19 protein-coding genes and 2 pseudogenes are annotated in these 26,073 nt (G+C 69.8%); 8 read left to right on the top strand and 13 right to left on the bottom strand.

Annotated elements, in window-relative coordinates; translation table 11 throughout:
• Positions 1–38 precede the first annotated feature (38 nt).
• A complete protein-coding gene (locus IF78_RS0137180; protein ID WP_051828487.1) occupies positions 39–416 on the bottom strand; it encodes a hypothetical protein in 378 nt (125 codons plus the stop codon).
• Positions 417–540: 124 nt separating this feature from the next.
• On the opposite strand from IF78_RS0137180, the pseudogene IF78_RS50000 reads away from it, so the two are divergent.
• Positions 541–899 (top strand): annotated as a pseudogene (locus IF78_RS50000) (hypothetical protein); the annotation flags it as partial.
• Here the strand turns inward: IF78_RS50000 and IF78_RS0137175 are convergent.
• The 4 genes from IF78_RS0137175 to IF78_RS0137160 form a co-directional block, all read right to left on the bottom strand.
• A complete protein-coding gene (locus IF78_RS0137175; RefSeq protein WP_031483219.1) occupies positions 887–1,141 on the bottom strand; it encodes a DUF6458 family protein in 255 nt (84 codons plus the stop codon). The pseudogene IF78_RS50000 and the gene IF78_RS0137175 overlap by 13 nt on opposite strands.
• Before the next feature lie 65 nt (positions 1,142–1,206).
• The gene (locus IF78_RS0137170; protein WP_031483217.1) at positions 1,207–2,505 is read right to left on the bottom strand and encodes a M18 family aminopeptidase; all 1,299 of its coding nucleotides are present in this window, start codon (positions 2,503–2,505) and stop codon (positions 1,207–1,209) included.
• 136 nt (positions 2,506–2,641) lie between these two features.
• Positions 2,642–4,468, bottom strand: coding sequence for an acyl-CoA dehydrogenase (locus IF78_RS0137165; protein WP_031483215.1), 1,827 nt, complete (start codon positions 4,466–4,468; stop codon positions 2,642–2,644).
• A gap of 131 nt (positions 4,469–4,599) precedes the next feature.
• On the bottom strand, positions 4,600–5,436 hold the full coding sequence (locus tag IF78_RS0137160) for an intradiol ring-cleavage dioxygenase (RefSeq protein WP_031483214.1): 837 nt from the start codon (positions 5,434–5,436) through the stop codon (positions 4,600–4,602).
• Between the two features lie 131 nt (positions 5,437–5,567).
• On the opposite strand from IF78_RS0137160, the gene IF78_RS0137155 reads away from it, so the two are divergent.
• The 4 genes from IF78_RS0137155 (at position 5,568) to IF78_RS0137140 (ending at position 10,088) form a co-directional block, all read left to right on the top strand.
• Complete coding sequence (locus IF78_RS0137155; protein WP_031483212.1) at positions 5,568–6,041, top strand: SseB family protein; 474 nt, start codon at positions 5,568–5,570, stop codon at positions 6,039–6,041.
• 164 nt (positions 6,042–6,205) lie between these two features.
• Positions 6,206–7,678 carry an MFS transporter gene (locus tag IF78_RS0137150; RefSeq protein WP_234439847.1) on the top strand — a complete coding sequence of 491 codons (1,473 nt, stop codon included), beginning with the start codon at positions 6,206–6,208 and terminating at the stop codon, positions 7,676–7,678.
• A gap of 191 nt (positions 7,679–7,869) precedes the next feature.
• Complete coding sequence (locus tag IF78_RS0137145) at positions 7,870–8,850, top strand: pirin family protein (protein WP_031483208.1); 981 nt, start codon at positions 7,870–7,872, stop codon at positions 8,848–8,850.
• Positions 8,851–9,044: 194 nt separating this feature from the next.
• The gene (locus IF78_RS0137140) at positions 9,045–10,088 is read left to right on the top strand and encodes an AI-2E family transporter (protein ID WP_078662732.1); all 1,044 of its coding nucleotides are present in this window, start codon (positions 9,045–9,047) and stop codon (positions 10,086–10,088) included.
• Here IF78_RS0137140 and IF78_RS0137135 read toward each other — a convergent pair.
• A complete protein-coding gene (locus tag IF78_RS0137135) occupies positions 10,010–12,190 on the bottom strand; it encodes a SpoIIE family protein phosphatase (protein WP_031483204.1) in 2,181 nt (726 codons plus the stop codon). The two genes, IF78_RS0137140 and IF78_RS0137135, sit on opposite strands and share 79 nt — an antisense overlap.
• Positions 12,191–12,370: 180 nt before the next feature.
• On the opposite strand from IF78_RS0137135, the gene aspS reads away from it, so the two are divergent.
• Complete coding sequence (gene aspS / locus IF78_RS0137130) at positions 12,371–14,134, top strand: aspartate--tRNA ligase (RefSeq protein WP_031483202.1); 1,764 nt, start codon at positions 12,371–12,373, stop codon at positions 14,132–14,134.
• A gap of 165 nt (positions 14,135–14,299) precedes the next feature.
• Here aspS and IF78_RS0137125 read toward each other — a convergent pair whose 3' ends face one another.
• A complete protein-coding gene (locus tag IF78_RS0137125) occupies positions 14,300–17,452 on the bottom strand; it encodes an FG-GAP repeat domain-containing protein (RefSeq protein ID WP_051828485.1) in 3,153 nt (1,050 codons plus the stop codon).
• A gap of 194 nt (positions 17,453–17,646) precedes the next feature.
• Positions 17,647–18,333: a nucleotidyl transferase AbiEii/AbiGii toxin family protein gene (locus tag IF78_RS0137120; protein ID WP_031483198.1), complete on the bottom strand. Its 687-nt coding sequence runs from the start codon at positions 18,331–18,333 to the stop codon at positions 17,647–17,649.
• Between the two features lie 180 nt (positions 18,334–18,513).
• Between IF78_RS0137120 and IF78_RS0137115 the strand changes: the two genes are divergently transcribed.
• A complete protein-coding gene (locus IF78_RS0137115; RefSeq protein ID WP_031483196.1) occupies positions 18,514–18,861 on the top strand; it encodes a DoxX family protein in 348 nt (115 codons plus the stop codon).
• A gap of 53 nt (positions 18,862–18,914) precedes the next feature.
• Here IF78_RS0137115 and IF78_RS0137110 read toward each other — a convergent pair whose 3' ends face one another.
• Both IF78_RS0137110 and IF78_RS0137105 read right to left on the bottom strand, forming a co-directional pair.
• On the bottom strand, positions 18,915–19,280 hold the full coding sequence (locus IF78_RS0137110; protein WP_031483194.1) for a PH domain-containing protein: 366 nt from the start codon (positions 19,278–19,280) through the stop codon (positions 18,915–18,917).
• Positions 19,281–19,364: 84 nt separating this feature from the next.
• Positions 19,365–19,841, bottom strand: coding sequence for a hypothetical protein (locus IF78_RS0137105; RefSeq protein WP_031483192.1), 477 nt, complete (start codon positions 19,839–19,841; stop codon positions 19,365–19,367).
• 134 nt (positions 19,842–19,975) lie between these two features.
• Between IF78_RS0137105 and IF78_RS45490 the strand changes: the two are divergent.
• Positions 19,976–20,725 (top strand): annotated as a pseudogene (locus IF78_RS45490) (pectate lyase family protein).
• Here the strand turns inward: IF78_RS45490 and metG (IF78_RS0137095) are convergent.
• The 3 genes from metG (IF78_RS0137095) to IF78_RS0137085 form a co-directional block, all read right to left on the bottom strand.
• Positions 20,718–22,301: a methionine--tRNA ligase gene (metG, locus tag IF78_RS0137095; protein ID WP_031483190.1), complete on the bottom strand. Its 1,584-nt coding sequence runs from the start codon at positions 22,299–22,301 to the stop codon at positions 20,718–20,720. The pseudogene IF78_RS45490 and the gene metG (IF78_RS0137095) sit on opposite strands and share 8 nt — an antisense overlap.
• A gap of 41 nt (positions 22,302–22,342) precedes the next feature.
• The gene (gene metG / locus IF78_RS0137090) at positions 22,343–24,058 is read right to left on the bottom strand and encodes a methionine--tRNA ligase (protein ID WP_031483188.1); all 1,716 of its coding nucleotides are present in this window, start codon (positions 24,056–24,058) and stop codon (positions 22,343–22,345) included.
• A 134-nt stretch (positions 24,059–24,192) separates the two neighbouring features.
• Positions 24,193–25,962 carry a VWA domain-containing protein gene (locus IF78_RS0137085; RefSeq protein WP_031498663.1) on the bottom strand — a complete coding sequence of 590 codons (1,770 nt, stop codon included), beginning with the start codon at positions 25,960–25,962 and terminating at the stop codon, positions 24,193–24,195.
• Between the last annotated feature and the right edge of the window lie 111 nt (positions 25,963–26,073).

Below are 26,073 nucleotides of genomic sequence, written 5' to 3'. Positions count from 1 at the left end.
CACCCCCCACCCCGCCGGACCGGCTCGGTGACCGGTCGTCAGCAGCGGGCCGTGGCGCCCCCGTCGTCCAGGTAGGCGTCGTAGATCCAGCCGAGGCTGCTGCCGCCCGCGTCGCGGACCCAGGTCCAGGTGTTGCCGTAGTCGTTCACGGCGTAGCAGTCGTAGTGGACCGTGGCGCCCTGCGAGACGTATCCCACGATGGTGCAGGCACCGTACGGTCCCGTGTGCACGGCGGCGCTGCCGGACTTGGTCACCTTGCCGGAGCCGCTGTCCTTGTTGCTGTGCGGCCAGTTGGCGTTGCCGCACGTGACCGCGGTCGCGCCGACGTCGGCCGCCTGTGCGGCCGGCGCCGCGAGTCCGCCGAGGACGAGTGCCGCACCGGCGAGGGAGCCCATCAGGGCATGACGTACACGCATGCGTTCTCTCCATGAGTCGCTGTGACAGGTGGTGCCCGTGGGCCGGATCGGCCGGGCAGAACCGACGCTGACAGGCGCCGACAACGCCGGGCAACGCATACGCCGTGTCCCGGACTGTCCCGGACAGCGGCCCCTGTCCGGGACAGCCCTGACCAGGCAGGACACCTCCACGAACCGGACTGTCGGTGCCGGGTGGACCCCGCCCGGGCTGCTGCGCACGGGTGAGGGTGCGGGAACCGATCTCTCCCGCACCCTCGAACTCGACCCTTCCGTGCCGGAGGGCGTCCTGCACATCTCCGCGATGGCCGCGTCCTGCGACGACACCGCGTCCGACGGCGGTTCCGCCGCGGGGACCGACGAGTACCCGGCCTGTCACGTCCATCGACAGGACTGGGTGTGCCGGTCCGGCTCACCGAGGGCGGCGCCGATCGCCTGCCCCTGGTGCTCGCCGGAATGGAGACGGCAGTGGCTCAGACGCCGTAACCGTCGCTGTAGCCCTCCCGGTGCCGATGGTGGTGCCCCTCCTCGTCGACGACCGGCGTCGAGGGCGGCACCACCACGCGCCGGCGCCTGGCGATGCTGCTGAACGTCGTGGTGCCGATCAGCCCCACGATCATCAGGATGATCCCGACCAGGTCGAGATTGACCCCCTCCATCTCCCAGTCGGTCGCGAACGTGAGGATGGCTCCCACGGCGATGAGAATGATGCACCCGCCGAGGCCCATGAGTTGTCGCCTCCCTGTCCGGTCCGGTGCTTCCGGTCGGAGGCGGGTACCCCGTCCCGTAGGGACTACCCCTCCAGGAACGCCACCAGCGAATTCGCCAGCAGCCACGGGTCGTCCGCGCCGCACAACTCCCGTGCGCTGTGCATCGACAGGATCGCCACGCCGATGTCGATGGTCCTGATGCCGTGCCGGGCCGCGGTGATCGGGCCGATGGTGGTGCCGCAGGGCATGGAGTTGTTGGAGACGAAGGACTGGAAGGGCACGTCCGCCTTCTCGCAGGCGGCCGCCCACACCGCGCGGCCCGAACCGTCGGTCGCGTAGCGGTTGTTGACGTTGACCTTGAGGATCGGTCCGCCGTTGACGCGCGGGTGGTGCGTCGGGTCGTGGCGCTCCGCGTAGTTGGGGTGGACCGCGTGGCCCGTGTCGGAGGAGAGACAGACCGTGCCCGCGAAGGCGCGTGCCCGGTCCTCGTACGAGCCCCCGCGCGCGAACACCGAGCGCTCCAGGACGCTGCCCAGCAGCGGCCCGTCGGCCCCCGTGTCGCTCTGCGAGCCGTTCTCCTCGTGGTCGAAGGCGGCCAGCACCGGGATGGCGGGCAGGGCCGCGCCCGAGGTCGCCGCCGCGGTCAGCGCCGCCGCGCCCGCGTGCACCGACAGCAGGTTGTCCATGCGCGGGCCCGCGACCAGCTCCTTGTCCCGGCCCAGGTACGCCGGCGGCTCCACGGAGTGCGTCATCAGGTCCCAGCCCGTGACCTCCCCTGCCGGAATCCCCGCCGTCTCCTCCAGGAACGCGATCAGATCGCCGTCGCGCACGTCGTTGCCGAGACCCCAGACGGGCTGCAGGTGCCGCTGCTTGTCGAGCTTCAGCCCCTCGGCGGACACCGAGCGGTCCAGGTGGATGGCGAGCTGGGGGACGCGCAGCAGCGGACGGTCCACGTTGACCAGCCGCGACGAACCGTCCCGCAGCGTCAGCCGGCCCGCCAGGCCCAGGTCGCGGTCGAGCCAGGAGTTGAGCAGCGGTCCGCCGTAGATCTCCACGGCCACCTGCCGCCAGCCGTGCGCCCCGCTGTCGGGCAGCGGCTTCACGCGCAGGTTGGGGGAGTCCGTGTGCGCGCCCACGATCCGGAAGGGCGTGTGGGGCGCCGCGCCCTCGGGCACGTACCAGGCCACGATCGCGCCACCGCGCAGCACGTACTTGCCGCCGCTCGACCCGTCCCACGCGTCCGTCTCGGCGACCTGCCGGAAGCCGGCCTTCTCCAGCCGCTCGGCGGTGTTCGCCACGGCGTGGTACGGCGACGGGCTCGCCGCCAGGAAGGACATGAGGTCGTCGGTATGGCCGCGGTCGAAGCGGGGGGGTGCGCTCATGGGGTTCACCTTAACGACGTACGAGGGCCCGCTCCCGGTGAAGGAGAGCGGGCCCTCGTGAGGGCGATGTGGATTGTCCGTGAGTGACCGGAACCAGTGGCCGAAGTCTGCCGCTGGAACCGAGCGGCCGGATCGCCTAGAAGGCCGCCTCGTCCAGCTCCATCAGGTCCAGGTCGACGCCCTCGGCGAGCTTGCGCGCACCGGTGACGCCCGGCAGGACGTTGGCCGCGAAGAACTTCGCCGCCGCGATCTTGCCGGTGTAGAAGGCCTTGTCCTTCGCCGACGCCGTCTGCAGCTTCTCGGCGGCGACCGCGGCACCCTTGAGCAGCAGGTAGCCGACGACGACGTCACCGGAGGCCATGAGCAGGCGGGTGGTGTTGAGGCCCACCTTGTAGATGTTCTTGACGTCCTGCTCGGTGGCCGCGAGGTCGGTCAGCATCAGACCGACGATCGCCTCCAGCTCGACGGCGGCCTTCGCGAGGTGCTCGCGGGCGCCGGCCAGCTCGTCGCCGCCCTCACCGAGCGCCAGGAACTTCTTGATGTCCTCGGCGAGCGAGTTCAGCGCCGCACCCTGGTTGCGGACGATCTTCCGGAAGAAGTAGTCCTGGCCCTGGATCGCCGTGGTGCCCTCGTACAGGGTGTCGATCTTGGCGTCCCGGATGTACTGCTCGATCGGGTACTCCTGCAGGAAGCCGGAGCCGCCGAAGGTCTGCAGCGACTGGGCGAGCTGCTCGTAGCCCTTCTCGGAGCCGTAGCCCTTGACGATCGGCAGGAGCAGGTCGTTGAGCGCGTGCTCGGTCTTCGCGTCCTCGCCGGCCGCCTCCTTGACGGCGATCGCGTCCTGGATCGAGGCGGTGTAGAGGACGAGGGCGCGCATGCCCTCGGCGTACGCCTTCTGCGTCATCAGCGAGCGGCGGACGTCCGGGTGGTGCGTGATGGTGACCTTGGGCGCGGTCTTGTCCATGAAGTTCGCGAGGTCGGGACCCTGGACGCGCTCCTTGGCGTACTCCAGCGCGTTCAGGTAGCCCGTCGACAGCGTGGAGATCGCCTTCGTGCCGACCATCATGCGGGCGAACTCGATGATGCGGAACATCTGGCGGATGCCGTCGTGCTTGTCGCCGATCAGCCAGCCCTTGGCGGGGTGCTGGTCGCCGAAGGTCATCTCGCAGGTGTTGGAGGCCTTCAGGCCCATCTTGTGCTCGACGTTCGTGGCGTAGACGCCGTTGCGCTCGCCCAGCTCGCCGGTCTCGAAGTCGAAGAGGTACTTCGGGACGAGGAAGAGGGACAGGCCCTTGGTGCCGGGGCCGGCGCCCTCGGGACGGGCGAGGACGTAGTGGAGGATGTTCTCCTCCATGTCGTGCTCACCGGACGTGATGAACCGCTTCACGCCCTCGATGTGCCAGGAGCCGTCCTCCTGCTGGATCGCCTTGGTGCGGCCGGCGCCCACGTCCGAGCCGGCGTCCGGCTCGGTCAGCACCATGGTGGAGCCCCAGGTCTTCTCGACCGCGATCTGGGCGATCTTCTTCTGGACGTCGTTGCCCTCGTCGTAGAGGATCCCGGCGAACGCCGGACCGGAGGAGTACATCCACACGGCCGGGTTCGAACCGAGGATCAGCTCCGCGTACGACCAGATCAGCGACGGCGGGGCGGTGGTGCCGCCGATCGCCTCGGGCAGCCCGAGCCGCCAGTACTCCGACTCCATGAAGGCCTTGTAGCTCTTCTTGAAGGACGCCGGGACCGGCGCGGTGTTGGTCTCCGGGTCGAAGACCGGCGGGTTGCGGTCGGCGTCCGTGAAGGACTCGGCCAGCTCGTTCTCCGCGAGCCGCGTCAGCTCCTCGAGGATGCTTTTCGCGGTGTCGACGTCCATCTCCTCGAACGGACCCGTGCCGTACAGCTTGTCGCGTCCGAGTACTTCGAAGAGGTTGAACTCGATGTCGCGGAGGTTCGACTTGTAGTGCCCCATGGTCACGGCTCCGTAGAGAGGGATCGGCGAGGCACTTGGATCCTCGCGCTAGTTCACGTACCAACAAGTAGCTACGATGATGCTACCCGTCAGTAATAAGACGCAACCCCGATCCCGTCATCTGTGACAGGTCACACCGGAACGGTCAGCGTCGCGGTGTAGCCGTCGGCCACGCTGCCCTTCATCGCCGCCAGCTGCTGCTCGTAACCGTCGCTGAAGATGCCGTCCGTCTCCAGGGACAGCTCGGCGAGATTCGTCACACTCTGGTCGTATCCGTCCGTTGCGTAGACCGTGTCGCACACGTCCTTCGGGAACGCGAGCTGCGAGGTGTTGGTGATGGAGGTGGCGGCCGTGGCGTCGGCCAGGCTGCCGTAGACCTCGAAGTGGATGTGCGGCCAGCGGCCCGTGTAGCAGCCGGGGAAGATGCTGGTGAAGGTGACCTGGCCCTTGTCGTCGGTCTCCTGGACGCCCCGCAGGTAGTTCTCGTCGGTGACGCCCTCGGAGTAGAGGGAGTAGTCGCCGTCCCGGTCGCAGTGCCAGATGTAGACGGCGGCGCCCTTCTTCGGCGTCCCGCAGCCGGAGGCGGCGTCCACGACCGTCAGCGTGACGGTCAGGGGCACGCCCTCGGCGGTGCCGCCCGCGGAGTCGCCGAAGCTCTTGGTGATGTCGCTGCGGACGACACCGCTCTCCTTCAGGACGTTCACACCGTTCGAGCCGTCGCCCGGGAAGGGGCCGGCGGTCTCGTCCGGGATGGTCGCGCACTCGGCGGTCGCGGAGGGCGAGGCGCCATGGGCGGAGGAGGTGGCCGTGGAGGATGCGGAGGTTTCCTCGTCCGAGGTGCAGCCCACCAACGGGATCAGGCCCGCCCCCGCCATCAGCCGGATCATCCGGCGGCGGGCGAGGACCGGAAGGTCGTAGGAGAGCCCACGGTCGTGCTCGTGGACTGCTTCGGCGTGGTCTCGGTGCATGGAAAGACGCTAGGAGCGGCAGCTGTCGGAAACCAGCGCGCGGACTGTCGAGTCGCTGTCAAGTCACTGTCGGTTTGCCCGCATGGCGGTACCGGCCCGTCCTCCCGGCCGCGCTCGGTACGCTTGCGCCCATGTACGGCTACGACCAGAACGTCGGTGCACAGCAGGGATACGCCCCGCCGCAACAGCCCATGGCCGGCGGCGTCGGCGGATACGGCCAGCAGCCGCCGCTCTACCCCGAGCCGTCCCCGCCCTCCCTCGCGGACGCGGTGCGGGCCTTCACCACCGGGCAGATGTCCGCGGAGGACTTCCAGCAGGTCTTCGCGACGTCGAAGGTCTACTGCCCGCGCGGCGACAACCCCGGATTCCTCGCCCTGCACAACACCCAGCAGCCGGTGATCCCGATGTTCACCTCGCTGAAGGAGCTGCGGCGGTACGCGGGCAAGGAGTCCAAGTACTTCGTCATCACCGGTGCCGAGGTGATCGACCTGCTGCCGACCGGGTACGGGTTCGTTCTCGACATGGAGGGCGAGCACCGGATGGTGTTCGATGCGAAGGCTGTGGAGCAGATGGTGGAGTTCGCGATGCGGCGGATGTACGGGTAGCGCCTTGCGGGGTGCCGCGCCGGGTTGTTCGGCGGCTGCGGGTTCGTTGTGGCTGGTCGCGCCCACGCGGCGGAGCCGCATATTGATAGGGCCCCGCGCCCCCAAGGGCGTTCAGGATGCCGTTGCTTTGAGGCGCAGGGTCAGTCCGTCCAGCACGATGTCCGCTGGTGCTGGTCGTCGACAGCATGGCGCTGACCGTCGCGGTGCCCGTGATGACCGGGGAGATCGGGGCGAGTGCCCAGGAGACCCAGTGGATCCTGGACTCCTACATCCTGGTGTTCGCGGGTCTCCTGCTCACCTCCGGCAGCCTCGGTGACCGGTTCGGGCGCCGGAAGGTGATGCTGATCGGGCTCCTGCTCTTCGGGGCGGCCTCACTCGCCGCGACCTGGTGCACGAATCCAGGTGAGGTGATCGCCGTACGCGTCGCGATGGGCGTCGGCGGGGCGCTGATCATGCCGTCCACCCTGTCGATCCTCATCACCGTCTTCGACGAGGAGGAGCGCGGCAAGGCGATGGCGGCCTGGAGCTCGGTGTCGATGCTCGGCCTGGTCGGCAGCCCGGTCCTGGGCGGTGTCCTGATCGACCACTTCTCGTGGCAGTCGATCTTCTTCATCAACGTCCCGATCGTGGCGCTCGCGATCGTCGCCGGTCTGACGCTGATGCCGGAGTCCAGGGCGCCCTGGCAGAAGGCCGACCCGCTGGGCGCGGTGCTGTCGGCGGCCGGGATGACGGCCCTGGTCTGGTGGATCATCGAGCTCCCGCAGAACGGCGTGTGGACCGTCGCCCTGCCCGTGGCCGTCGTGTCCCTGGCCGGCTTCGTGATCTGGGAGAACGTCACCAAGTCCCCCATGGTCCCGCTGGTCCTGTTCAAGCACCGCAACTTCAGCGGCGGTTCGCTCTCCCTGGCCCTCGTGCAGATCGGCAACGGCGGTCTGCTGCTGGTCCTCACCCAGTACCTGCAGTTCGTGCTCGGCTACTCGCCGGTCAAGGCGGGCCTCGCCTTCCTGCCGCTGGCGATCACGGCCCTCGTCGGCAACGGCGTGGGCGTCAAGCTCGCCGCGAAGTACGGCAACCGGTGGGTGATCCTCGCGGGGATGCTGGTGATGGTGGCCTGCTTCGCCCTGCTGGCCACGGTCTCGGCGGACTCCGGCTTCACGGTCCCGGCGGTGGCGCTCGGGCTGCTCGGGCTCGGCGCGGGTCTCGCGATGCCGGCCGCGGTCGGCGCCCTGATGGGCACCATCCCCGAGGACAAGGCGGGCGTCGGCTCGGCCCTGAACGACACCATCCAGCAGGCCGGTACGGCGCTGGGCATCGCGATCCTGGGCTCGCTGCTGTCGAGCGGCTTCGCGGACCGGATGCCCGAGGGTGTGCCGGACGAGGCGAGGCACTCGATCGCCGGGGCGGTGGCCGGTGGCGACGCCGGGCTGGTCGCGGTGGCCCGCGAGGCCTTCACCGCCTCGATGTCCACCACCTTCACGGTCAGCGCGATCGGGGTCGCGGCCGCGGCGCTGCTGGCGACGCTGGTGACGCGGGACGACCGGAGGAAGCCGCGGGAGGAGGCGGAGGGTGCCGGTGATGCCGACGGGACCGCTGAGGCGGACAGCACCCGCGAGAAGCAGCCCGAACCAGCTGTCTGACCCCACCGTCCCGGCTCTTGCTGACACACTGAGCCGCCGCCGAAGCACCGGGTCCTCGTGACGAAGGCCGGCGCCCGCCCCGGGTGCCGGCCTTCGGTCGTGCCCGGAGGGAATGGCAGCCCGGCTTTTCCCGTTAGAGGTGGCAGAAAGTTCAACGCTCAACTAAACTGGCCGCACAAGGAGGTACCGACATGCCTGCAGTGACCGTCGAGAACCCGCTGACGCTGCCCCGTGTCGCCGCGCCCGCGGAGGCCGTGGCCCGTCCCGTGCTCGCCGTCACGACCGCGCCGAGCGGTTTCGAGGGTGAGGGCTTCCCGGTGCGCCGTGCGTTCGCCGGGATCAACTACCGCTACCTGGACCCGTTCATCATGATGGACCAGATGGGCGAGGTGGATTACGCGCCGGGCGAGCCCAAGGGCACCCCGTGGCACCCGCACCGCGGCTTCGAGACCGTCACCTACATCATCGACGGGATCTTCGACCACCAGGACTCCAACGGCGGTGGCGGCACCATCACCAACGGCGACACGCAGTGGATGACAGCCGGTTCGGGCCTCCTGCACATCGAGGCGCCGCCGGAGTCGCTGGTCATGTCCGGCGGTCTCTTCCACGGCCTGCAGCTGTGGGTGAACCTCCCGGCCGGCGACAAGATGATGGCGCCCCGCTACCAGGACATCCGCGGCGGCAGCGTCCAGCTGCTCACCTCCCCCGACGGCGGCGCGCTCCTGCGTGTCATCGCGGGCGAGCTGGACGGCCACCAGGGACCCGGCGTCACCCACACCCCGATCACGATGATCCACGCGACCCTCGCGCCGGGCGCGGAGATCACCCTGCCGTGGCGCGAGGACTTCAACGGCCTCGCCTACGTCCTCGCGGGGCGGGGCGCGGTGGGCGCCGAGCGCCGCCCGATCCACCTCGGCCAGACCGCGGTCTTCGGCGAGGGCGGTTCGCTGACGGTCCGTGCGGACGAGAAGCAGGACTCCCACACGCCGGACCTGGAGGTCGTCCTGCTGGGCGGCCGGCCGATCCGCGAACCGATGGCTCACTACGGCCCCTTCGTGATGAACACGCGCGAAGAACTCCAGCAGGCCTTCGAGGACTTCCAGAAGGGCCGGCTGGGGACGATCCCCGCGGTGCACGGAATGAGCGAGAGCGGGCCGTCCGAGGCCTGATCCGGGCAGTACGACAGGGCCTAGGCCGGAGCCGCACCCCTGGTGTGCGGCTCCGGCCTTTTCGTCTCCTCGTCACCCACCCGGTCCGCCCGCGCACGACAACACCGCCGCGCTCATGATCAGCTGGAAGCGTGCCGGCCCCCACCCCGCTGCTCCCCGACCCCGTCCGGCGGCTCGCCGCCTGGTGTGTCGTCATGCTGCTGGTCGCCGGGGTCGTCTACGTCGCGATCCGGCTGACCGTGGAGTTCCGTACGGCTGTGGTGCCCGTGCTGCTGGCGCTGCTCGGGACGGGTCTGCTCAGGCCGCTGCACCGGCGGCTGGTGAAGGCCAAGGTCAATCGGTCGGTGGCCGCCGGGCTCACCTGCGTCGCCGTCGTGGCCGTCGTCGGTGGGGCCGTGTACATCGTCGTCGCCGCGATCGTCGAGACCGGCGACCAGATCGTCGATTCGCTCAGGCAGGCCGGCCAGGACCTCGCCGATCACTTCGGGGCCGCCGGGACCTCGTTGGACGACCTCGCGTCCAATTCCAAGGAGCTGCTGACCAAGTTCGGCGGGACGGCCGCCTCGGGAGTCATCAGCGGGGTGAGCGTCGTAGGCGAGGCCGTCGCCATGGCGGTGCTCGCGCTGCTGCTGGTGTTCTTCTTCCTGCGGGACTCCCATCGGGCCCCCGGCGTCCTGCGGTCCGTCGTCCCGGGCCACAGCGGGGACGTCGTGGAGGCCATGGCCCGGCGTGCCTTCCATGCGGTGGAGGGGTTCATGCGGGGGACCACCTTCATCGCCTTCATCGACGCCGTCTGCATCACCGTAGGGCTGCTCGTGCTCGACGTGCCGGGTGCGGTCGGGCTCGGTGCGCTCGTCTTCGTCGGGGCCTACATCCCCTATCTCGGCGCCTTCATCTCGGGGGCGGTCGCTGTGCTGGTCGCGCTCGCCGACCGGGGGTTCGTCATCGCGCTGTGGGTGTTGGGAGTCGTGCTCGCCGTGCAGGTCCTGGAAGGGCATGTCCTGCAGCCCATGATCCAGAGCCGGACGGTGCAGATGCACCCGGCCGTCGTCATGGTGACGATCACCGCGGGGGCCTCGGTGGCCGGCGTCCTCGGCATGCTGCTCGCCGTACCGCTCACCGCCGCCGCCACCGGCGTCGTACACGAACTGCGCGAGCTCTACGGAAGCCCGGAACCCCCCGAGTCGCCGGAGCCCTCCGAGCCGTCCACGCCGCCGTCCGCGCCCTTGGACTCGTAGAGCTCGAACCACGTGCTCTTGCCCTCGCCCCGCGGATCCACGCCCCACCCGTGTGCGAGCAGCTCGATCAGCATCAACCCCCGCCCGGACGACGCCAGTTCCCCGGGCCGGCGCTTGTGCGGCAGGTCGTCGCTGGTGTCCGTGACCTCGACGCGCAGCCGGCGGTCCCCCGGATCGCCCCGGACCTCGGCGAGGAGCAGGGCGTCCGCGTCGGTGTGGACGAGGACGTTGGTGAGCGTCTCGGAGAGGAGCAGGACCGCCGAGTCGACCTGGTCCTCGGAGGCCCAGTCGTGCAGCAGCTCCCGCAGCTGCTGACGGGCCGCCGCGACCCGCTCCGGCTCGGCCTGCGCCACCGACAGCATGGTGCGCCGGATCGTCGGCGGGACGACGAGGGTGTCGCCGCAGCCGCAGCCCTCCCCCTGCCGGCGCAGCAGCAGCACCGCTATGTCGTCCTCACGCCGGTCGGCGAGCGGGCCGGTGGTGTGGTGGGAGGACGGTCCGTGGACGGCCTGGACGAGGCCGTCGGCGAGCGCCTCCAGGTCACCGTCGTGCTCCTCCAGGATCGTGCGGATGCGCTTCCAGCCGGTCTCCAGGTCGTGGCCGCCGGTCTCGATCAGGCCGTCCGTGCAGATCAGCATGGTCTCGCCGGGTTCCAGGGTGATCCTGGTCGTCGGGTAGTCGGCGTCCGGGTCGATGCCCAGGGGGAGACCGCCGGCCGTCGGGCGGGCGAGCACCGTGCCGTCGCTCATACGGATCGCCGGGTCCGGATGGCCGGCGCGGGCGATGTCCAGCAGGCCGGTCGTGGGGTCCACCTCGACGTACAGACAGGTCGCGAAGCGCAGGTCGGACGGGTCCTCGTCGAGGGAGCCGAACGTCATGCCGTGCAGGAAGCGGGAGGCGCGGGAGAGTACGGCGTCGGGGCGGTGGCCCTCGGAGGCGTAGGCGCGCAGGGCGATACGGAGCTGGCCCATCAGGCCCGCCGCCCGCACGTCATGGCCCTGGACGTCGCCGATGACCAGGGCGAAGCGGCCGTTGGGCAGCGGGATCATGTCGTACCAGTCGCCGCCGACCTGGAGCCCGCCGCCGGTCGGGACATAGCGGGCGGCGACGCTCATGCCCGGTATCTCGGGGCCCAGCTTGGGCAGCATCGAGCGCTGGAGGCCGTCCGTCAGCTCCCGCGCGGACTCGGCGGCCTCGGCGCGGGAAAGGGCCTGGGCGAGCATGCGGGCGACCGTCGTCAGCACGGACCGCTCGTCGGGTGTGAAGGCGACCGGATAGGTGAACGCCGCCATCCAGGCGCCCATCGTGCGGCCGGCCACGGTCAGCGGCAGGAACGCCCAGGACTGCCGCTTGAAGTGCGCCGCGAGGGGCCAGGTGGCCGGATAGCGCTCCTTGTACCTCTCGGGGGAGGAGAGGTAGACGGCACGGCCGGTGCGGACGACCTCCGCGGCCGGGTAGTCCGTGTCCAGGGCCATGTGCGTGAACGGGTCCTCGTCGCCGGGCTCATGGCCGTGGTGGCCGATGATCGTCAGGCGATCGCCGGTCACCCCGAACACCGCGAGCCCGTCCGGTGAGAAACCCGGCATCGACAGACCGGCCGCGACCCGCAGCACCTCCGCCGTCGAGCGCGCCTCGGCCAGCGCCCGGCCGGCGTCCAGCAGGAACGCCTCCCGCGAGCGCCGCCAGTCACCGGTGACCGCCGTACGCCCCGCGGAGGTGCCCGGTGCCGGTTCGGTGACCTCCTGGAGGGAGCCGGTCACCTCGTAGGACCGTTTCTCGCGGTCGAAGGAGGCGTGGAAGCGGCTGCGGCCGACCCGGATGACCCGGCCCTGCCCGTCCATGATCCGCACCCGCACCTCGCCGAGCGTGCCCTCGGCGACGGCCAGCTGGATCACTCCGCTGATCTCGTTCCAGTCGACCGGGTGCAGCCGGGCGCGCACCTGCGCCTGGCTGAGGGTGGCCCGCTCGGCGGGCAGCCCCAGCAGTCGTGCCGCCTCCGCGTCGACCGTGACGAGTCCCGTGGCGGTGTTCCAGTGCCACAGTCCGGTCGCGAGGGCGGCGAGAACCTCCCCCACGGTGGGCAGGGGCTCACCAGTGCGCATTGCCCTACTTTAAGAACAGGTGATCGCACACTGCCACCGAAGCTGTATGGGGCATCTGGTCGGGAGAGGGTCAAGGGGCGCGGGGAAATGGTGGGGAGGCGATCTTGGGGTCCCCGGTAGGCTTGGGGGGAGTTTCACGTGAAACAAGCCCCCCGATCCGCGAAGACTGGATGAACGACGATGCATCGGTACAGGTCCCACACCTGCGGCGAGCTCCGCTCCTCTGACGTCGGCACCGACGTCCGGCTGAGTGGCTGGCTGCACAATCGGCGCGACCTGGGCGGCATCCTCTTCATCGATCTGCGCGATCACTACGGCATCACGCAGCTCGTCGCCCGTCCCGGCACGCCCGCGTACGAGGCCCTGGACAAGCTCTCCAAGGAGTCGACCGTCCGTATCGACGGCAAGGTCGTCTCCCGCGGCACCGAGAACATCAACCCCGACCTGCCCACCGGCGAGGTCGAGGTCGAGGTCGGCGAGGTCGAGCTGCTCGGCGCCGCCGCCCCGCTGCCGTTCACGATCAACACCGAGGACGGGGTCAACGAGGAGCGGCGCCTGGAGTACCGCTTCCTGGACCTGCGCCGCGAGCGCATGCACAAGAACATCCTGCTGCGTACGTCGGTCATCTCGGCGATCCGCCACAAGATGACGGCGCTGGGCTTCAACGAGATGGCGACGCCGATCCTGTCCGCGACCTCCCCCGAGGGCGCCCGCGACTTCGTCGTCCCCTCCCGACTCAACCCGGGCAAGTTCTACGCCCTGCCGCAGGCCCCGCAGCAGTTCAAGCAGCTGCTGATGATCTCCGGCTTCGACCGCTACTTCCAGATCGCGCCCTGCTTCCGTGACGAGGACGCGCGTGCCGACCGCTCGCCGGGCGAGTTCTACCAGCTCGACATCGAGATGAGCTTCGTCGAGCAGGAGGACGTCTTCCAGCCGGTCGAGAAGCTGATGACCGAGCTGTTCGAGGAGTTCGGCAACGGCCGTCACGTGACGTCCCCGTTCCCGCGGATCCCGTTCCGCGAGGCGATGCTGAAGTACGGCTCCGACAAGCCGGACCTGCGTGCCCAGCTGGAGCTCGTCGACATCACCGACGTGTTCGAGGGCTCGGAGTTCAAGGCGTTCGCCGGCAAGCACGTGCGCGCGCTGCCGGTGCCGGACGTCTCCGCTCAGCCTCGGAAGTTCTTCGACCAGCTCGGTGACTTCGCGGTCTCGCAGGGCGCGAAGGGCCTGGCCTGGGTGCGTGTGGCCGAGGACGGTTCCCTCACCGGCCCGATCGCCAAGTTCCTCACCGAGGAGAACGTCAAGGTCCTCACCGAGCGCCTCGGCCTGGAGGCCGGTCACGCCGTGTTCTTCGGCGCGGGCGAGTTCGACGAGGTCTCGAAGATCATGGGCGCGGTGCGGGTCGAGGCCGCCAAGCGGGCCGGGCACTTCGAGGAGGGCGTCTTCCGGTTCTGCTGGATCGTCGACTTCCCGATGTACGAGAAGGACGAGGAGACCGGCGCGATCGACTTCTCGCACAACCCGTTCTCCATGCCGCAGGGCGGTCTCGAGGCCCTTGAGACCCAGGACCCGCTGGACATCCTGGGCTGGCAGTACGACATCGTCTGCAACGGCGTCGAGCTGTCCTCCGGCGCGATCCGGAACCACGAGCCGGAGATCATGCTCAAGGCCTTCGAGATCGCGGGCTACGACCGTGAGACCGTCGAGGAGAAGTTCGCCGGCATGCTGCGCGCCTTCCGCTTCGGCGCCCCGCCGCACGGCGGCATCGCGCCCGGCGTCGACCGCATCGTCATGCTGCTCGCCGACGAGCCGAACATCCGCGAGACCATCGCCTTCCCGCTCAACGGCAACGCCCAGGACCTGATGATGGGCGCGCCGACGGAGCTGGAGGAGGCGCGGCTGAAGGAGCTGCACCTGTCGGTGCGCAAGCCGCAGCCGAAGTAGGCGGCAGCAGGCAGTCGAGGAAGGGCCCGGAACCGATCACGGTTCCGGGCCCTTTCAGCTTTCACAGGTAGCCACAGCCCATACCCATGTTGCTTACAGCGCTCTGTGTGCGGCGTGGTGGGGGCGGCCCCGAAGGACCGCCCCCCTTTCGCTTCACCGAGCCTGTCAGCTCAAGGACTTGTAGCCGCTCCATCCGCTCGCGATCTGTGCCCGCGAGCCGAACGACCCCTTCCCGTCGCCGCTGTTGCGCCAGACGTTGCCGCTGGTGTCGCGGGAGACGATGTCGGCCTTGCCGTCGTCGGTGATGTCGCCGATGCCGACGACGACGTTGTAGTTGCCGCCCCAGTTGGTGAACAGCTTCGCGCGGGCGGCGAAGGTGCCGTCGCCCTTGCCGTTGTAGCGCCAGAGGGTGTTCGCCGTGTCCTGGGCGAGGAGGTCGGGCCTGCCGTCGCCGGTGATGTCGCCGACGCCGACGATCTTCTTGTAGCCCTTCCAGTTGTCGTAGAGCTTCACTCGGGCGGCGAGCTTGCCGGTGCTGGTGCCCTTGTAGAGGTAGACCGTGCCGGTGGAGGCCTGGCGGGCGATCAGGTCGGGGCGTCCGTCACCGCTGATGTCGCCGGGCGAGGTGAGTGCGTTGTACTGCGTCCAGCCGCTGCTCGCGAGCGTGGTGTACGACGTGGAGGGCGTCACGGCCTTTCCGCAGCCCGGCTTGTACAGGCGCAGGGCGCCGCTGCTGTAGCGGACCAGGACGTCGTTGCAGCGGTCGCCGCTCAGGTCGCCGAAGGGAACGGCCGTGATGCCGGTGGCCCAGCCCGTGCCGGTGTACTTCGCGTTGACCTTGCCCGTGCCGGTGCCGCTGTGGAAGGTGAGGCCGCCCGAGGAGTTCAGGGTGAGCAGGTCGCCGCGGCCGTCGGGGCCGTCGGGGCTGGTGAAGTCCCGGCGTACGGGCGCTCCTCCGGTCAGGCGGCCCTCGCCGCCGGTCAGCGTGACGGGGGTGGAGGTGCCGAGGCCGGTCGCCTTGAGGGTCCAGGTGAACCGGCCGTTGGGGAAGAGGCTCCCGTCCGCCGCCCTGCCGTCCCAGTCCGCGGAGATCCACGCCGGGGACGCGCCGCCGGTGACGGTGCGGGTGGCCTTGCCGTTCGCGCCGCTCTGGACCGAGGTGAAGGTCAGGGACCAGGAGGTGACCGGGCGGGACGGCAGCCACCGGCCGGTGAACGGCACCGTCGGGGACACGTAGTAGGTGGCCTCCGATTCGAAGGCCGTCACCGCGGACGGGGTCACGCCGGTGGTGGCGACGTGCGTCTGCTCGTACGCGTCGAACCAGGCGACCAGACCCGTGTACTCGTCGACCGCCCAGCGGTAGCGGCGGTCGACGGCGAGCCCGCTGTCGGGCAGCCCGGAGGCGATCACCCGCGTCGTGCCCGTGGCCGCCTCGGTCAGGACGAGCTGGTCGGCGTCGTGGTCGTGGCGGACGGTGAAGCCGTCGCCGAGGAGGACATCACCGGGGGTGACCGGGCGCGACGTGGCCGCCTGGGTGTCGTACACGCCCGCCGAGCCCGTCCCGCACGCCCAGTACACCCACCGGCCGGCCGCCTGCAGCTCGCTCGGCACGCAGCCGAGGCCCGGGACGGTCACCGTGGCGAGGGTCTTGTCGGTGGCCAGGCTGTACGAGGTGAGCTGTCCGGAGGTGGCGGTGGCGCTCCAGAGCGTGGAGCCGTTCAGGGCGGCGGCGCGGACGGACCGCTTGAGCTGCTGGCCCCAGCCGAACTGGCCGACGTACTGCATGGCGGTGTCGCCGCCGGAGTTGTAGACGGCGTAGTCGTCGGAGACGTCGACGATGCCGCCGTCCCGGGTGCCGAACTCCAGGTCGGGCACGCCCGATCCGTCACCGGTGCGGGCCACCCGGTCCACGTTGTTCAGCCCGGTGCCGCCCTCGTTGGAGTCGTCGAAGGTCTCGAGGTAGGCGTCCCGGGGCTTGCCGGTGTAGTTGCCCCACATCGCGGAACAGTCGGCGCCCGGGTACGGGCACACCGGCATGATCGACGATCCGTCCGTCGCGGCGGACGCGGTCAGTTCGGTGCCGCCGTTGGTGGTGAGCGTGCGCAGCGAGGTCGTGTCCATGCTGCTGCCGGGGTTCTCCTCGGCGATGCGCAGGCTGCCGCGGCTGAGCGCGAGACCGGTCTTGGGGTTCTCGTACGGCGCGACCTTGTACAGCTTCTGCAGCTGCGGGGTGCCGTCGGTGCCGATCGAGACGCGCTGGATCCACCAGTCGGCGGCGTCCGTGCCGCCGGTGACGAGGGCACTGCCGTCAGGGGTGGCCAGCGGAGTGCCGTAGGACCTGGTCAGCAGGGTCTTGTTGGTGCCGTTGGTCAGGGACACGGCGTACACGCGGCTGTCGGTGGTGATCATGAGCCAGTCGCCGACGAGCGTGGGGTAGCCGGATCCCGCGAACCCGGCGGCCACCGGCACCGTCTCCTCGGCGGTGAGGTCCGCGCGCGGCTTCAGGTGCAGGCCGCCGGAGACGGTGTACCAGCCGATGCGGTCGTCGGTGAGGACGAGCTCCGGCTTGGTGGGCAGGTCGGTGAAGACCGTGGTGAACTGCGCCGTGGCGAAGTCGAGGTAGCCGACGGAGTACGACGCGATGCCGCCGACCGCGTCGGGGATGGGGTAGGCGAAGATCATGCCGGTGTCGTCGCCGGTGCGGGAGTTGTCCGACCACCAGTGCCGCTCGGACGGGTAACCCGTCACCGGGCGCTGCCGCACCTTGCCGTCGACGAGGTCGAAGAGGAACAGCCGGGTGCCGTCGAAGCTCTCGCCGTTGTAGACACCTTCCCGGTCGACCCCGACGACCGTGCTGCCGTACGTGCCCACGTAGTCGGTCGACCCCAGGTCCACGGTCTGCAGCGCGCTGCCGTCCGGGCGCCACAGGGACACCGGCTCGGTGTAGGTGCGGTCCGGCAGCGCCACGGTGTCGGTGCCCTGCCCGTACATGCCCGAGGGGCAGCGCACGGCGATGTCCCAGCAGGAGGTGGTCGTCGGCTTGTAGACGCCGAACGGGCCCTGGACGGTGACGGTCGTGCCGTCGTCGTAGTCGGTCCACAGGAGTCCGGCGGTACCGGCCTGCCGGTGCAGGAAGCCGGTCTCGCCGGCCGAGAGCAGGCGGTCGGAGCGGCGGGTTTCGTTCCGCGGATCGTCGAAGCCGAGTTCGGCGGTGCCGGTGGCCGCGCCGGCGGTGGCCGCGGTGGTGCTGATGGCGGCCTGCGCGGAGCCCCCGCCGTCCCCGGTCCCGGAGAACAAGGTGATGGATCCGGCCGCCACGGCGACCGTGAGCGCAGAGACAAGAGCGGCCCGACCGCCCCGTCTCAGGGCGTGTCTGCCCACGTGAGTTTCCCTCCCCTACGAGGGCACGTGCCCTCGCACAAGTGGCCGGATCCTACCAGGGGGTGGGGTTGGAGGGGATGGTGTTCCCGCAGGTGAGAAGAGGGGCGGCAGGGCCCGTCACCCGGGCCTCGTCACTCCTCCGTCGGCGGCCTGAGTGCCTCCTCCTCCAGGAGCCGTTCCGCGATGTCGTCGGCCCACGCCCGGGCCCACCCGCGCAGCGACGCCACCGACTCCTCGGCGAGGCCACGGGCCGTGAACTCCCTGTCGTCCAGGAGTTCCGTCGCCTCCAGGCGGGACTGGAGGTCCGCCAGGTCCAGTTCGTCCCACGCGTGACGGCGGCCCAGTTCCTCCAGGTCGGGGAAGCTCCAGTGAGCGGCGGCGGCGTGGACGTCGATCAGGTCGCGGGCGGCGCCGCGGTCGGTGAGGGCGCGGACCTTCGTGCCGATGAGGTCCTCGAGAGCGAGCGCCGGGCCGAGGTCGGTCATGACCGGCGGGCGCCAGAAGGTTTCCTTCAGGAGGTCGACCGTACGTTCCTCACCCGTGTCGGGGTCCGTGACGAGCATGCGGGCGGAGAGCGGGTCGGTCTCCAGGGGACGTACCCGTCGGCCTCGCTCCGTCAGGCCGTAACGGACCATGGCCGCGATCTGGTCCATCGGCTCGGGGTTTTCCGTCGCCAGCTCCAGGGGGACCGTCTCCCGAGAGGGTTCCGGGGCCAGACCGTGCGCCCGGACCGCGCAGTCGCCGGCCAGGACGAGCGGGTAGCGGGCGCCGACCGTGAGGATGTCGGTCAGCAGATCGCGAGGCGGGGGCGGGAGCATGGTGCCCCGATTATCGCGGCGGCGTCCGTATCGGCCCGGCGCCAACATGCCGCCGTACAGGTGTGGTCCACCTCACGTCCATGACGAGTGGACGTCTCCGTCACACTCTTCCGGCGCCCGGCGTCAGGCAGGTGACGGAAACACCGTCGTACCGGCCTTCACTCGTCGAGGAGCCCCGCCATGCATGTCGCCCACGTCGTCGTCACTGTTCTTGCCGCGCTGATGGCCGGATTCTCCGGCACCGTCCTGCTTCTGCGGGCCCGGTGGATCGTCGAGGCGCTGACCGACTACCAGGTGCCCCGCGCCTGGTGGACCTGGCTCGGGCTGGCCAAGGCCGCGGGAGCCGTGGGGCTGCTGGCCGGGCTGTTCCTGCCGATGATCGGGGCGGTGGCCGGTGCCGGGTTGGTGCTCTACTTCGCCGGGGCCGCCGTCACCGTGGCCAGGGCCCGCCGGTACGCGCACATCCCGTTCCCCCTGGTGTACGCGGCCCCGATCGTCGGTGCGCTCGCCCTGGGCTACGCCGCCTGATGCCTGGGTGGGGCGGTTCGGTTCCGGCGCGGGACCCGAACCGCCCCTCGCGGCTACTTCGCCACGAACTGCGTCAGGATCGCCTGCACCTCGTAGATGTCGACGCCCTTGGTGAACGTCTTCTGGACCGGGGTCGCCGAACCCGAGAGCCAGATCTTCAGCTCGGCGTCCAGGTCGAACGTGCCAGCGGTCTCCACCGCGAAGTGCGTGATGCTGCGGTAGGGGATGGAGTGGTACTCCACCTTCTTGCCGGTGATGCCCTGCTTGTCGACCAGGATCAGACGGCGGTCGGTGAACAGGATGGTGTCGCGTATCAGCAGGTACGCGGCGTGCACCTGCTCACCCTGGCCCAGCAGACGGGCGTAGTCCTGCTGCGCCTGCCCCTGATCGATGGTGTGCGCGTTTCCGAACAGTGCCATGGATGGATCCCCCCACTAATGGCTTCACATGATCTTCGCAATGTATAGCGCCTGGGGGGTGTCCAGGCATAGAGGCGTAAACGATCAGGTGTCGTACGTACCGTCCCAGGGCGCCCCGAAACCCAGGTGGTCGGGGTACAGCTCGGCCCAGGGCTCACCCTCGTCCTCTCCGGTCAGCAGGCCGAACAGCACGCCCTCGACGGTGAGTTGGAAGGGACGTATCGCGATGTCGGTGTAGGTGCGCCGGGGGAGGCTGCGCAGCATGGTCGCCAGGTGGGCGCGGGCGCGGGCGAGGACGGACTCCGGGCCGTGCGGGGCGCGTTGCTGCTCGGCCCAGGTGCCGGCGCACCAGATCTCCGAGTCGCGGTGCCTGCCGTCGGCGTCGAAGGTGTGCAGGACCGAGTAGAGGCGTTTGTGGTCCTCCCAGCCGGCCTCGAGCTCGAACCCTTTGGGGAAGGCGTACGTGACCGATCCCATGAACTGCCCGTCCGCGTAACAGCCGATCGCCTCGGTACGGCCGTGCGGCTCGTAGGCGATCGGGATGACCTCTGGGACTGCCATGGCGGAAACCTTACGGTCGTGGCCGGGGGCATGGTGCCGGTGGGGGGAGATCGATGCCAAGCCAATGGCCAACATCCCCGTGATGTCCCCGGGTTGATCACCGGTCAGCCAAGAAATTCACGGCAACCTTTCAGATCTTCGCGACCACAGAGGGGGCGGACGCCCGCTCACGCGGGCCGGCTCGCAGACGCGCGAGCCGCACCGTCGTCGGCACCGCCGCCGTCGCGGCCGCCGGCCTCGGCGCCGGTGTCCTCGTGATGAACGGAACGCCGGGACGGTCGACCTGTACCACCAGACCCTGCCCGCCAAGGACGGCTGGGCGGCCTCCGGCTCCGGTACGACGGGTGGCGCCAAGGCCGACTCCGCGCACACGTACACCGTCAGCACCCGCGCCCAGCTCTACTCCCTCTCCGCCTACCTCAAGGCCTACGACCGACAGCGACAGCACCGGCAAGCTGCGCGTCACCATTCACCACAACGTGTGGAAGGGGATCGTGCAGCGGGCGCCCCTGGCCCGCATCGGCCAGATCCACCTCTACAACAACCTCTACGACACGACCACCCTCAACGGCTACGCGCCGAAGTACAGCATCGACTCCCGCGCCAAGGCCCAGGTCGTCGCCGAGCACAACGCCTGGCGGCTGCCGGCCGGCGCCAAGGCCGCCAAGCTGCTGAGCGGCGACGGCACCGGCGCGATCGCCGGCGGCGGCAACCTCGTCAACGGCACGGCGACCGACCTCGTAGCCGCCTACAACGCCGCGAGCTCGAAGAAGATCAAGACGACGGTGAACTGGAAGCCGGCGCTGACGGCGGGCCTGCAGACCTCGGCGAAGAACCTGGTCACGGAGCTGGCGACGACGACGGGCGTCGGCGTCCTCAAGTAGCCGGCGCCTCTTCCAGACGAGGGAAGAGCACCGCGCCCTTCGTGACCGTGGTGCCGGCCGGCAGCCTGCCCCACTCGCCGGACTCCTGGATCCTCTGGTCCGCGAGGGCGCCGAGGGATGTCTCGGCGCCCAAGGAGTCCCAGAGCTTCCGGGAGGTCTCCGGCATGACCGGGTCGAGGAGGACGGCGATGGCCCGCAGGGACTCCGCGGCCGTGTAGAGGATGGTCGCGAGGCGGGCCCGGCCTTCCGGGGATTCGTCCTTGGCGACCTTCCACGGCTCCTGCTCCGTGAGGTAGCCGTTGACCTGCTTGATGAAGCCGAAGACCGCCACGATGCCGCCCTGGAAGTCCAGCTCGTCGCCGATCCTCCGGTCGGCCTCGGCGACCGCCCTGGTCAGGCCGTCGTGGATCGCCTGCTCGGCCTCACCGACGGCGGTGGCCTCCGGCAGCGTGCCGCCGAAGTACTTACCGACCATCGCGGTGACGCGGGAGGCGAGGTTGCCGTAGTCGTTCGCCAGCTCGCTGGTGTAGCGGGCGGTGAAGTCCTCCCAGGAGAACGAGCCGTCCTGGCCGAAGGCGATCGCGCGCAGGAAGTACCAGCGGTACGCGTCCACACCGAAGTGCGAGGTCAGATCCTGTGGCCTGATCCCGGTGAGGTTGGACTTCGACATCTTCTCGCCGCCCACCATCAGCCAGCCGTTGGCCGCGATCCGGCCGGGCAGCGGCAGGCCGTTCGCCAGCAGCATCGCCGGCCAGATGATCGCGTGGAAGCGGAGGATGTCCTTTCCGACGAGGTGGACGTCGGCCGGGAAGGTCGACGCGAACTTCTCCGGGTTCTCGTTGTAGCCGACGGCCGTGGCGTAGTTCAGCAGCGCGTCGACCCAGACGTAGATGACGTGCTTGTCGTCCCACGGGACCGGGACGCCCCAGTCGAACGTCGAGCGCGAGATGGAGAGGTCCTGCAGGCCCTGCCGTACGAAGTTGACGACCTCGTTGCGCGCGGACTCCGGCTGGATGAAGTCGGGGTTCGCCGCATAGTGGTCGAGCAGTCTGTCGGCGTACGCGCTCAGCCTGAAGAAGTAGTTCTCCTCCTGGAGCATCTCGACCGGCTTGCGGTGGATCGGGCAGAGCTTCTGCCCCGCGTACTCGCCCTCGCCGTCGATCAGCTCACCGGGGAGCTTGTACTCCTCGCAGCCCACGCAGTACGGGCCCTCGTAGCCGCCCTTGTAGATCTCGCCCCTGTCGTACAGGTCCTGGACGAACTCCTGGACGCGGTCCGTGTGGCGTCGCTGCGTGGTGCGGATGAAGTCGTCGTTGGCGATCTCCAGGTGCTGCCACAGCGGCTGCCAGGAGTCATGGACCAGCCGGTCGGCCCACTCCTGCGGGCCGACCCCGTTCTGCTGCGCGGTGCGCAGGATCTTCTGGCCGTGCTCGTCCGTGCCGGTCAGAAACCAGACGTCCTCGCCGCGCCGGCGGTGCCAGCGGGCGAGGACGTCTGCGGCCAGGGTGGTGTAGGCGTGGCCGAGGTGCGGGGCGTCGTTGACGTAGTAGATGGGGGTCGTGACGTAGTACGTCATGACCTCACTCCATCACACCCTCGCAGCGGCCCTCACATCGTTTACGCCGGCTCGCCGCCGAAGCGCTCCTTGTACGCCTCCAGGTCCTCGTCCGTGAGCTTGGCGAAGAGGACCGGCGGGACGGTGAAGGGGGTGCCGGCGGGGACGGCGGTCAGGGACTTCGCCTCGTCGGCACTCACCCAGGTGGCGGTGTCGTCCGTCAGGGCGAAGGCCTCGCGCATCGTCTTCGCCGTCGACGGGATGAACGGTTCCGAGACCACCGCGTACAGGTGGATCAGGTTCATCGCGGTACGGAGGGTGAGGGCGGCGCCGTCCTTGTCGGTCTTGATCTCCAGCCAGGGGGCCTTCTCCTCCAGGTAGGAGTTGCCCGCCGACCACAGGGCGCGCAGGGCGGCGGCGGCCTTGCGGAACTGGAGGGCTTCCATGTGCTCCTCGTACTCGGCGAGGAGGCGGGCGATCTCCTCGCCGAGCTTCGCCTCCGCCTCGCCGGGCTCGCCGCCCGCGGGGACGTCGTCGCCGAAGCGCTTGCGGGAGAAGGACAGGACGCGGTTGACGAAGTTGCCGAGGGTGTCGGCGAGGTCCTTGTTCACCGTCGCCGTGAAGTGCTCCCAGGTGAAGGACGAGTCGTCCGACTCCGGGGCGTTGGCGATCAGGAAGTAGCGCCAGTAGTCGGCGGGGAGGATCTCCAGGGCCTGGTCGGTGAAGACGCCGCGCTTCTGGGACGTGGAGAACTTTCCGCCGTAGTACGTCAGCCAGTTGAAGGCCTTGACGAAGTCGACCTTCTTCCACGGCTCGCGGATGCCGAGCTCGGTGGCCGGGAACATCACGGTGTGGAAGGGCACGTTGTCCTTCGCCATGAACTCCGTGTAGCGGACGTCGGCGTCGACGTCGTACCACCACGACTTCCAGTCCCGGTTCTCCGGGTCCTGGTCCGACCACTCCTTCGTCGCGCCGATGTACTCGATCGGGGCGTCGAACCAGACGTAGAACACCTTGCCCTCGGCCGCCAGCTCCGGCCACGTGTCCGCCGGGACGGGGACGCCCCAGTCCAGGTCACGGGTGATGGCGCGGTCGTGCAGGCCCTCGGTGAGCCACTTGTGGGCGATGGAGGACGCCAGGTGCGGCCAGACGCCGTCGTGGCGGGCGACCCACTCCATGACCTCGCTCTGCAGCTTGGACTGGAGGAGGAAGAGGTGCTTGGTCTCGCGGACCTCCAGGTCCGTGGAGCCGGAGATCGCGGAGCGGGGGTCGATCAGGTCGGTGGGGTCGAGTACGCGGGTGCAGTTCTCGCACTGGTCGCCGCGGGCCTTGTCGTAGCCGCAGTGGGGGCAGGTGCCCTCGACGTAGCGGTCCGGGAGGAAGCGGCCGTCGGCGGGCGAGTACACCTGGCGGATCGCCCGCTCCTCGATGAAGCCGTTCTCGTTCAGCTTGCGGGCGAAGTGCTGGGTGATCTCGACGTTCTGGGAGCTGGAGCTGCGGCCGAAGTAGTCGAAGGCCAGCGCGAAGCCGTCGTAGACCGCCTTCTGGGCGTCGTGCGCCTGCGCGCAGAAGTCCGCCACGGGGAGGCCCTGCTCCTTGGCCGCCAGTTCGGCCGGGGTGCCGTGTTCGTCCGTCGCGCAGATGTAGAGGACGTCGTGGCCGCGCTGGCGGAGGTACCGGGAGTACACGTCCGCCGGGAGCATGGACCCCACCATGTTGCCCAGGTGCTTGATTCCGTTGATGTACGGAAGGGCGCTGGTGATGAGGTGTCGAGCCATCGGGGGCTGCTCCCAGGTCGGGGTTGTTTTAGGAACCTCGAAATGGTAGCCGACATGGGTGGGCCGCCCGCTTCCTGTTTTGAGGGGTGGAAGGGGCGGCCGCTTGTCTCCGACGGTTGGGCGGTGCTACGGCGTCACGGGCGCCACGTGGCGAGGATGCCCTCGTAGATCTCCGCGTCCGTGAGCTCCTTCGGGGTCTCGCCGGCCAGGAAGTGGGACGTGTTGTCCAGCTTCAGCTTGCGGAGGTAGTCGAAGGCCTTGTTCGCCGGGTCACCGAAGGCGACGAAGGAGAAGAAGACGGTGGGGTGGTTCTTCGCCGCCTCGGTCAGGGCGTGGGTGGCGGGGGTCTTCGCGTCGGGGGCGCCGTCCGTCTGGAAGACGACCAGGGCGGGGGTGCCGGGGGCTTCCTTGCCGTGGTGGGCGAGGACGTCCTCCACGGCGGCGTGGTAGCTGGTACGGCCCATGCGGCCGAGGCCCGCGTGCAGGTCGTCGATCTTGTTCTCGTGGTCGGGGAGGGTGAGCTCGCCGGTGCCGTCCACCTCCGTGGAGAAGAAGGTGACGTGGACCTTGGTGTCCTCGGGGTCGAGGTGGGCGGCGAGGGCGAGGGTCTGCTCGGCGAGGGCCTGGGCGGAGCCGTCCTTGTAGTACGGGCGCATGCTCGCGGAGCGGTCGAGGACGAGGTAGACCTTGGCGCGGGTGGTGGTGAGGTCGCGGTTCTGGAGGGCGGTTCGGGCGGCCTTGTAGGCGGTGAGGAGGCCGGCGGGGAGGGGCGGGGTCGGGGCCTCGGCTTCGCCTTCGGCGTCCGTGTTCCCACCCGCACCACCCGTGCTGGTTTCGTCGTCGGCTGCGAGTGGTTCTTGCGGGGCGTTCTCGCCGTCGGCGGCCGCGGGGGTGTCTGTGGCAGGCGTCGCCTCGGCTTCGCCTTCGGCGTCCGTGTTCCCACCCGCACCACCCGTGCTGGTTTCGTCGTCGGCTGCGAGTGGCCCCTGTGGGGCGTTCTCGCCGTCGGCGGCCGCGGGCTCGTCGTGCGGCTCGGGCGCGACCTCGGCGACCGGCTCCGGTTCGGGCGCGGCCTCCTCGGCTGCGGCAACCGGGGTTGGCTCCTCGACGACCGGCTCGGGCTCGGGCTCTGCGGCGACCGGGGTCTCCGCGGCAGGCTCTGCTACGACGGTCTCCTGGTCGACGGGGGTCTCCGCGACCGGCTCGGCCTCTTCGGCGACCGGCGTCTCCGTGACGGGCTCTTCGGCAGCAGGCTTTTCGGTAGCCGGCTCCTCTACGACCGGCTCCTCGACCACGGCCGTCTCCGTGACGGGCTCGTCGGCGACGGTCTCTTCGGCAGCAGGCTCCTCGGCAACCGGCTCCTCGACCGCCGCCGCCTCCGCCACGGCCTCCTCAGCCACCGACGTATCCGCCACAGGCTGCTCAGCCACCGACGTATCCGCCACGGGCTCCTCAGCGACCGGCGCTTCCACCACCGGCTCTTCGGTGACCGGCTCCTCAGCGACCGGCGCTTCCACCACCGGCTCTTCGGTGACCGGCTCCTCAGCCACCGCCGCTTCCGCCGCCGTCTCCGCCGCCGTCTCCGCCGTATCCACCGGCTGCGCCGGCTTCGGCACCGTGACGTTGTCGAAGGCGGCCGAGACCAGCTCGTGCTCTGACTTGTCCGAGTTGTCCGACTTCTCGGCCCTGTCCGCCGGTGCCGGCTCCGGCGACGACGCCTCCGGCGCGCTCGGTTCCGAAACCCGCGGTTCCGGCACCTGCGCGGTAGCCGTCGGCTGGGGTTCCGGCGACGGGGACGGAACCGTTCGCTGGGGTTCCGGCGAAGAGACCGCACCCTCTGCTTCGGCGGTACGCCCCTTGCGTGACCGGCCGAACGCGTTCCGCAGGAGAGTGAGAATGCCCATGTGCGCAACCCTTCGCGATGAGTTGATGCCCGTCGATCCCTGGCCAGGACGGACACGTAAGGTTAGCGGCCCCAGATGGTGATCTTGGGGAGGGGCGGACACTAGGGGTCC

Origin of the sequence: Streptomyces bicolor, assembly GCF_000719285.1 — a bacterium.
GTDB classification, from domain to species: domain Bacteria; phylum Actinomycetota; class Actinomycetes; order Streptomycetales; family Streptomycetaceae; genus Streptomyces; species Streptomyces bicolor.
The sequence above is the reverse complement of the archived record's forward strand: the minus strand, read 5'-3'. Positions and strand labels throughout refer to the sequence as shown.

What these genes read in the sequence shown, in the direction of transcription:
- IF78_RS0137180 (WP_051828487.1), bottom strand. Translation starts at nt 416, where the DNA reads ATGCGTGTACGTCATGCCCTGATGGGCTCCCTCGCCGGTGCGGCACTC.
- IF78_RS0137175 (WP_031483219.1), bottom strand. Translation starts at nt 1,141, where the DNA reads ATGGGCCTCGGCGGGTGCATCATTCTCATCGCCGTGGGAGCCATCCTC.
- IF78_RS0137170 (WP_031483217.1), bottom strand. Translation starts at nt 2,505, where the DNA reads ATGAGCGCACCCCCCCGCTTCGACCGCGGCCATACCGACGACCTCATG.
- IF78_RS0137165 (WP_031483215.1), bottom strand. Translation starts at nt 4,468, where the DNA reads ATGGGGCACTACAAGTCGAACCTCCGCGACATCGAGTTCAACCTCTTC.
- IF78_RS0137160 (WP_031483214.1), bottom strand. Translation starts at nt 5,436, where the DNA reads ATGCACCGAGACCACGCCGAAGCAGTCCACGAGCACGACCGTGGGCTC.
- IF78_RS0137155 (WP_031483212.1), top strand. Translation starts at nt 5,568, where the DNA reads ATGTACGGCTACGACCAGAACGTCGGTGCACAGCAGGGATACGCCCCG.
- IF78_RS0137145 (WP_031483208.1), top strand. Translation starts at nt 7,870, where the DNA reads ATGCCTGCAGTGACCGTCGAGAACCCGCTGACGCTGCCCCGTGTCGCC.
- IF78_RS0137140 (WP_078662732.1), top strand. Translation starts at nt 9,045, where the DNA reads ATGCTGCTGGTCGCCGGGGTCGTCTACGTCGCGATCCGGCTGACCGTG.
- IF78_RS0137135 (WP_031483204.1), bottom strand. Translation starts at nt 12,190, where the DNA reads ATGCGCACTGGTGAGCCCCTGCCCACCGTGGGGGAGGTTCTCGCCGCC.
- aspS (WP_031483202.1), top strand. Translation starts at nt 12,371, where the DNA reads ATGCATCGGTACAGGTCCCACACCTGCGGCGAGCTCCGCTCCTCTGAC.
- IF78_RS0137120 (WP_031483198.1), bottom strand. Translation starts at nt 18,333, where the DNA reads ATGCTCCCGCCCCCGCCTCGCGATCTGCTGACCGACATCCTCACGGTC.
- IF78_RS0137115 (WP_031483196.1), top strand. Translation starts at nt 18,514, where the DNA reads ATGCATGTCGCCCACGTCGTCGTCACTGTTCTTGCCGCGCTGATGGCC.
- IF78_RS0137110 (WP_031483194.1), bottom strand. Translation starts at nt 19,280, where the DNA reads ATGGCACTGTTCGGAAACGCGCACACCATCGATCAGGGGCAGGCGCAG.
- IF78_RS0137105 (WP_031483192.1), bottom strand. Translation starts at nt 19,841, where the DNA reads ATGGCAGTCCCAGAGGTCATCCCGATCGCCTACGAGCCGCACGGCCGT.
- metG (WP_031483190.1), bottom strand. Translation starts at nt 22,301, where the DNA reads ATGACGTACTACGTCACGACCCCCATCTACTACGTCAACGACGCCCCG.
- metG (WP_031483188.1), bottom strand. Translation starts at nt 24,058, where the DNA reads ATGGCTCGACACCTCATCACCAGCGCCCTTCCGTACATCAACGGAATC.
- IF78_RS0137085 (WP_031498663.1), bottom strand. Translation starts at nt 25,962, where the DNA reads ATGGGCATTCTCACTCTCCTGCGGAACGCGTTCGGCCGGTCACGCAAG.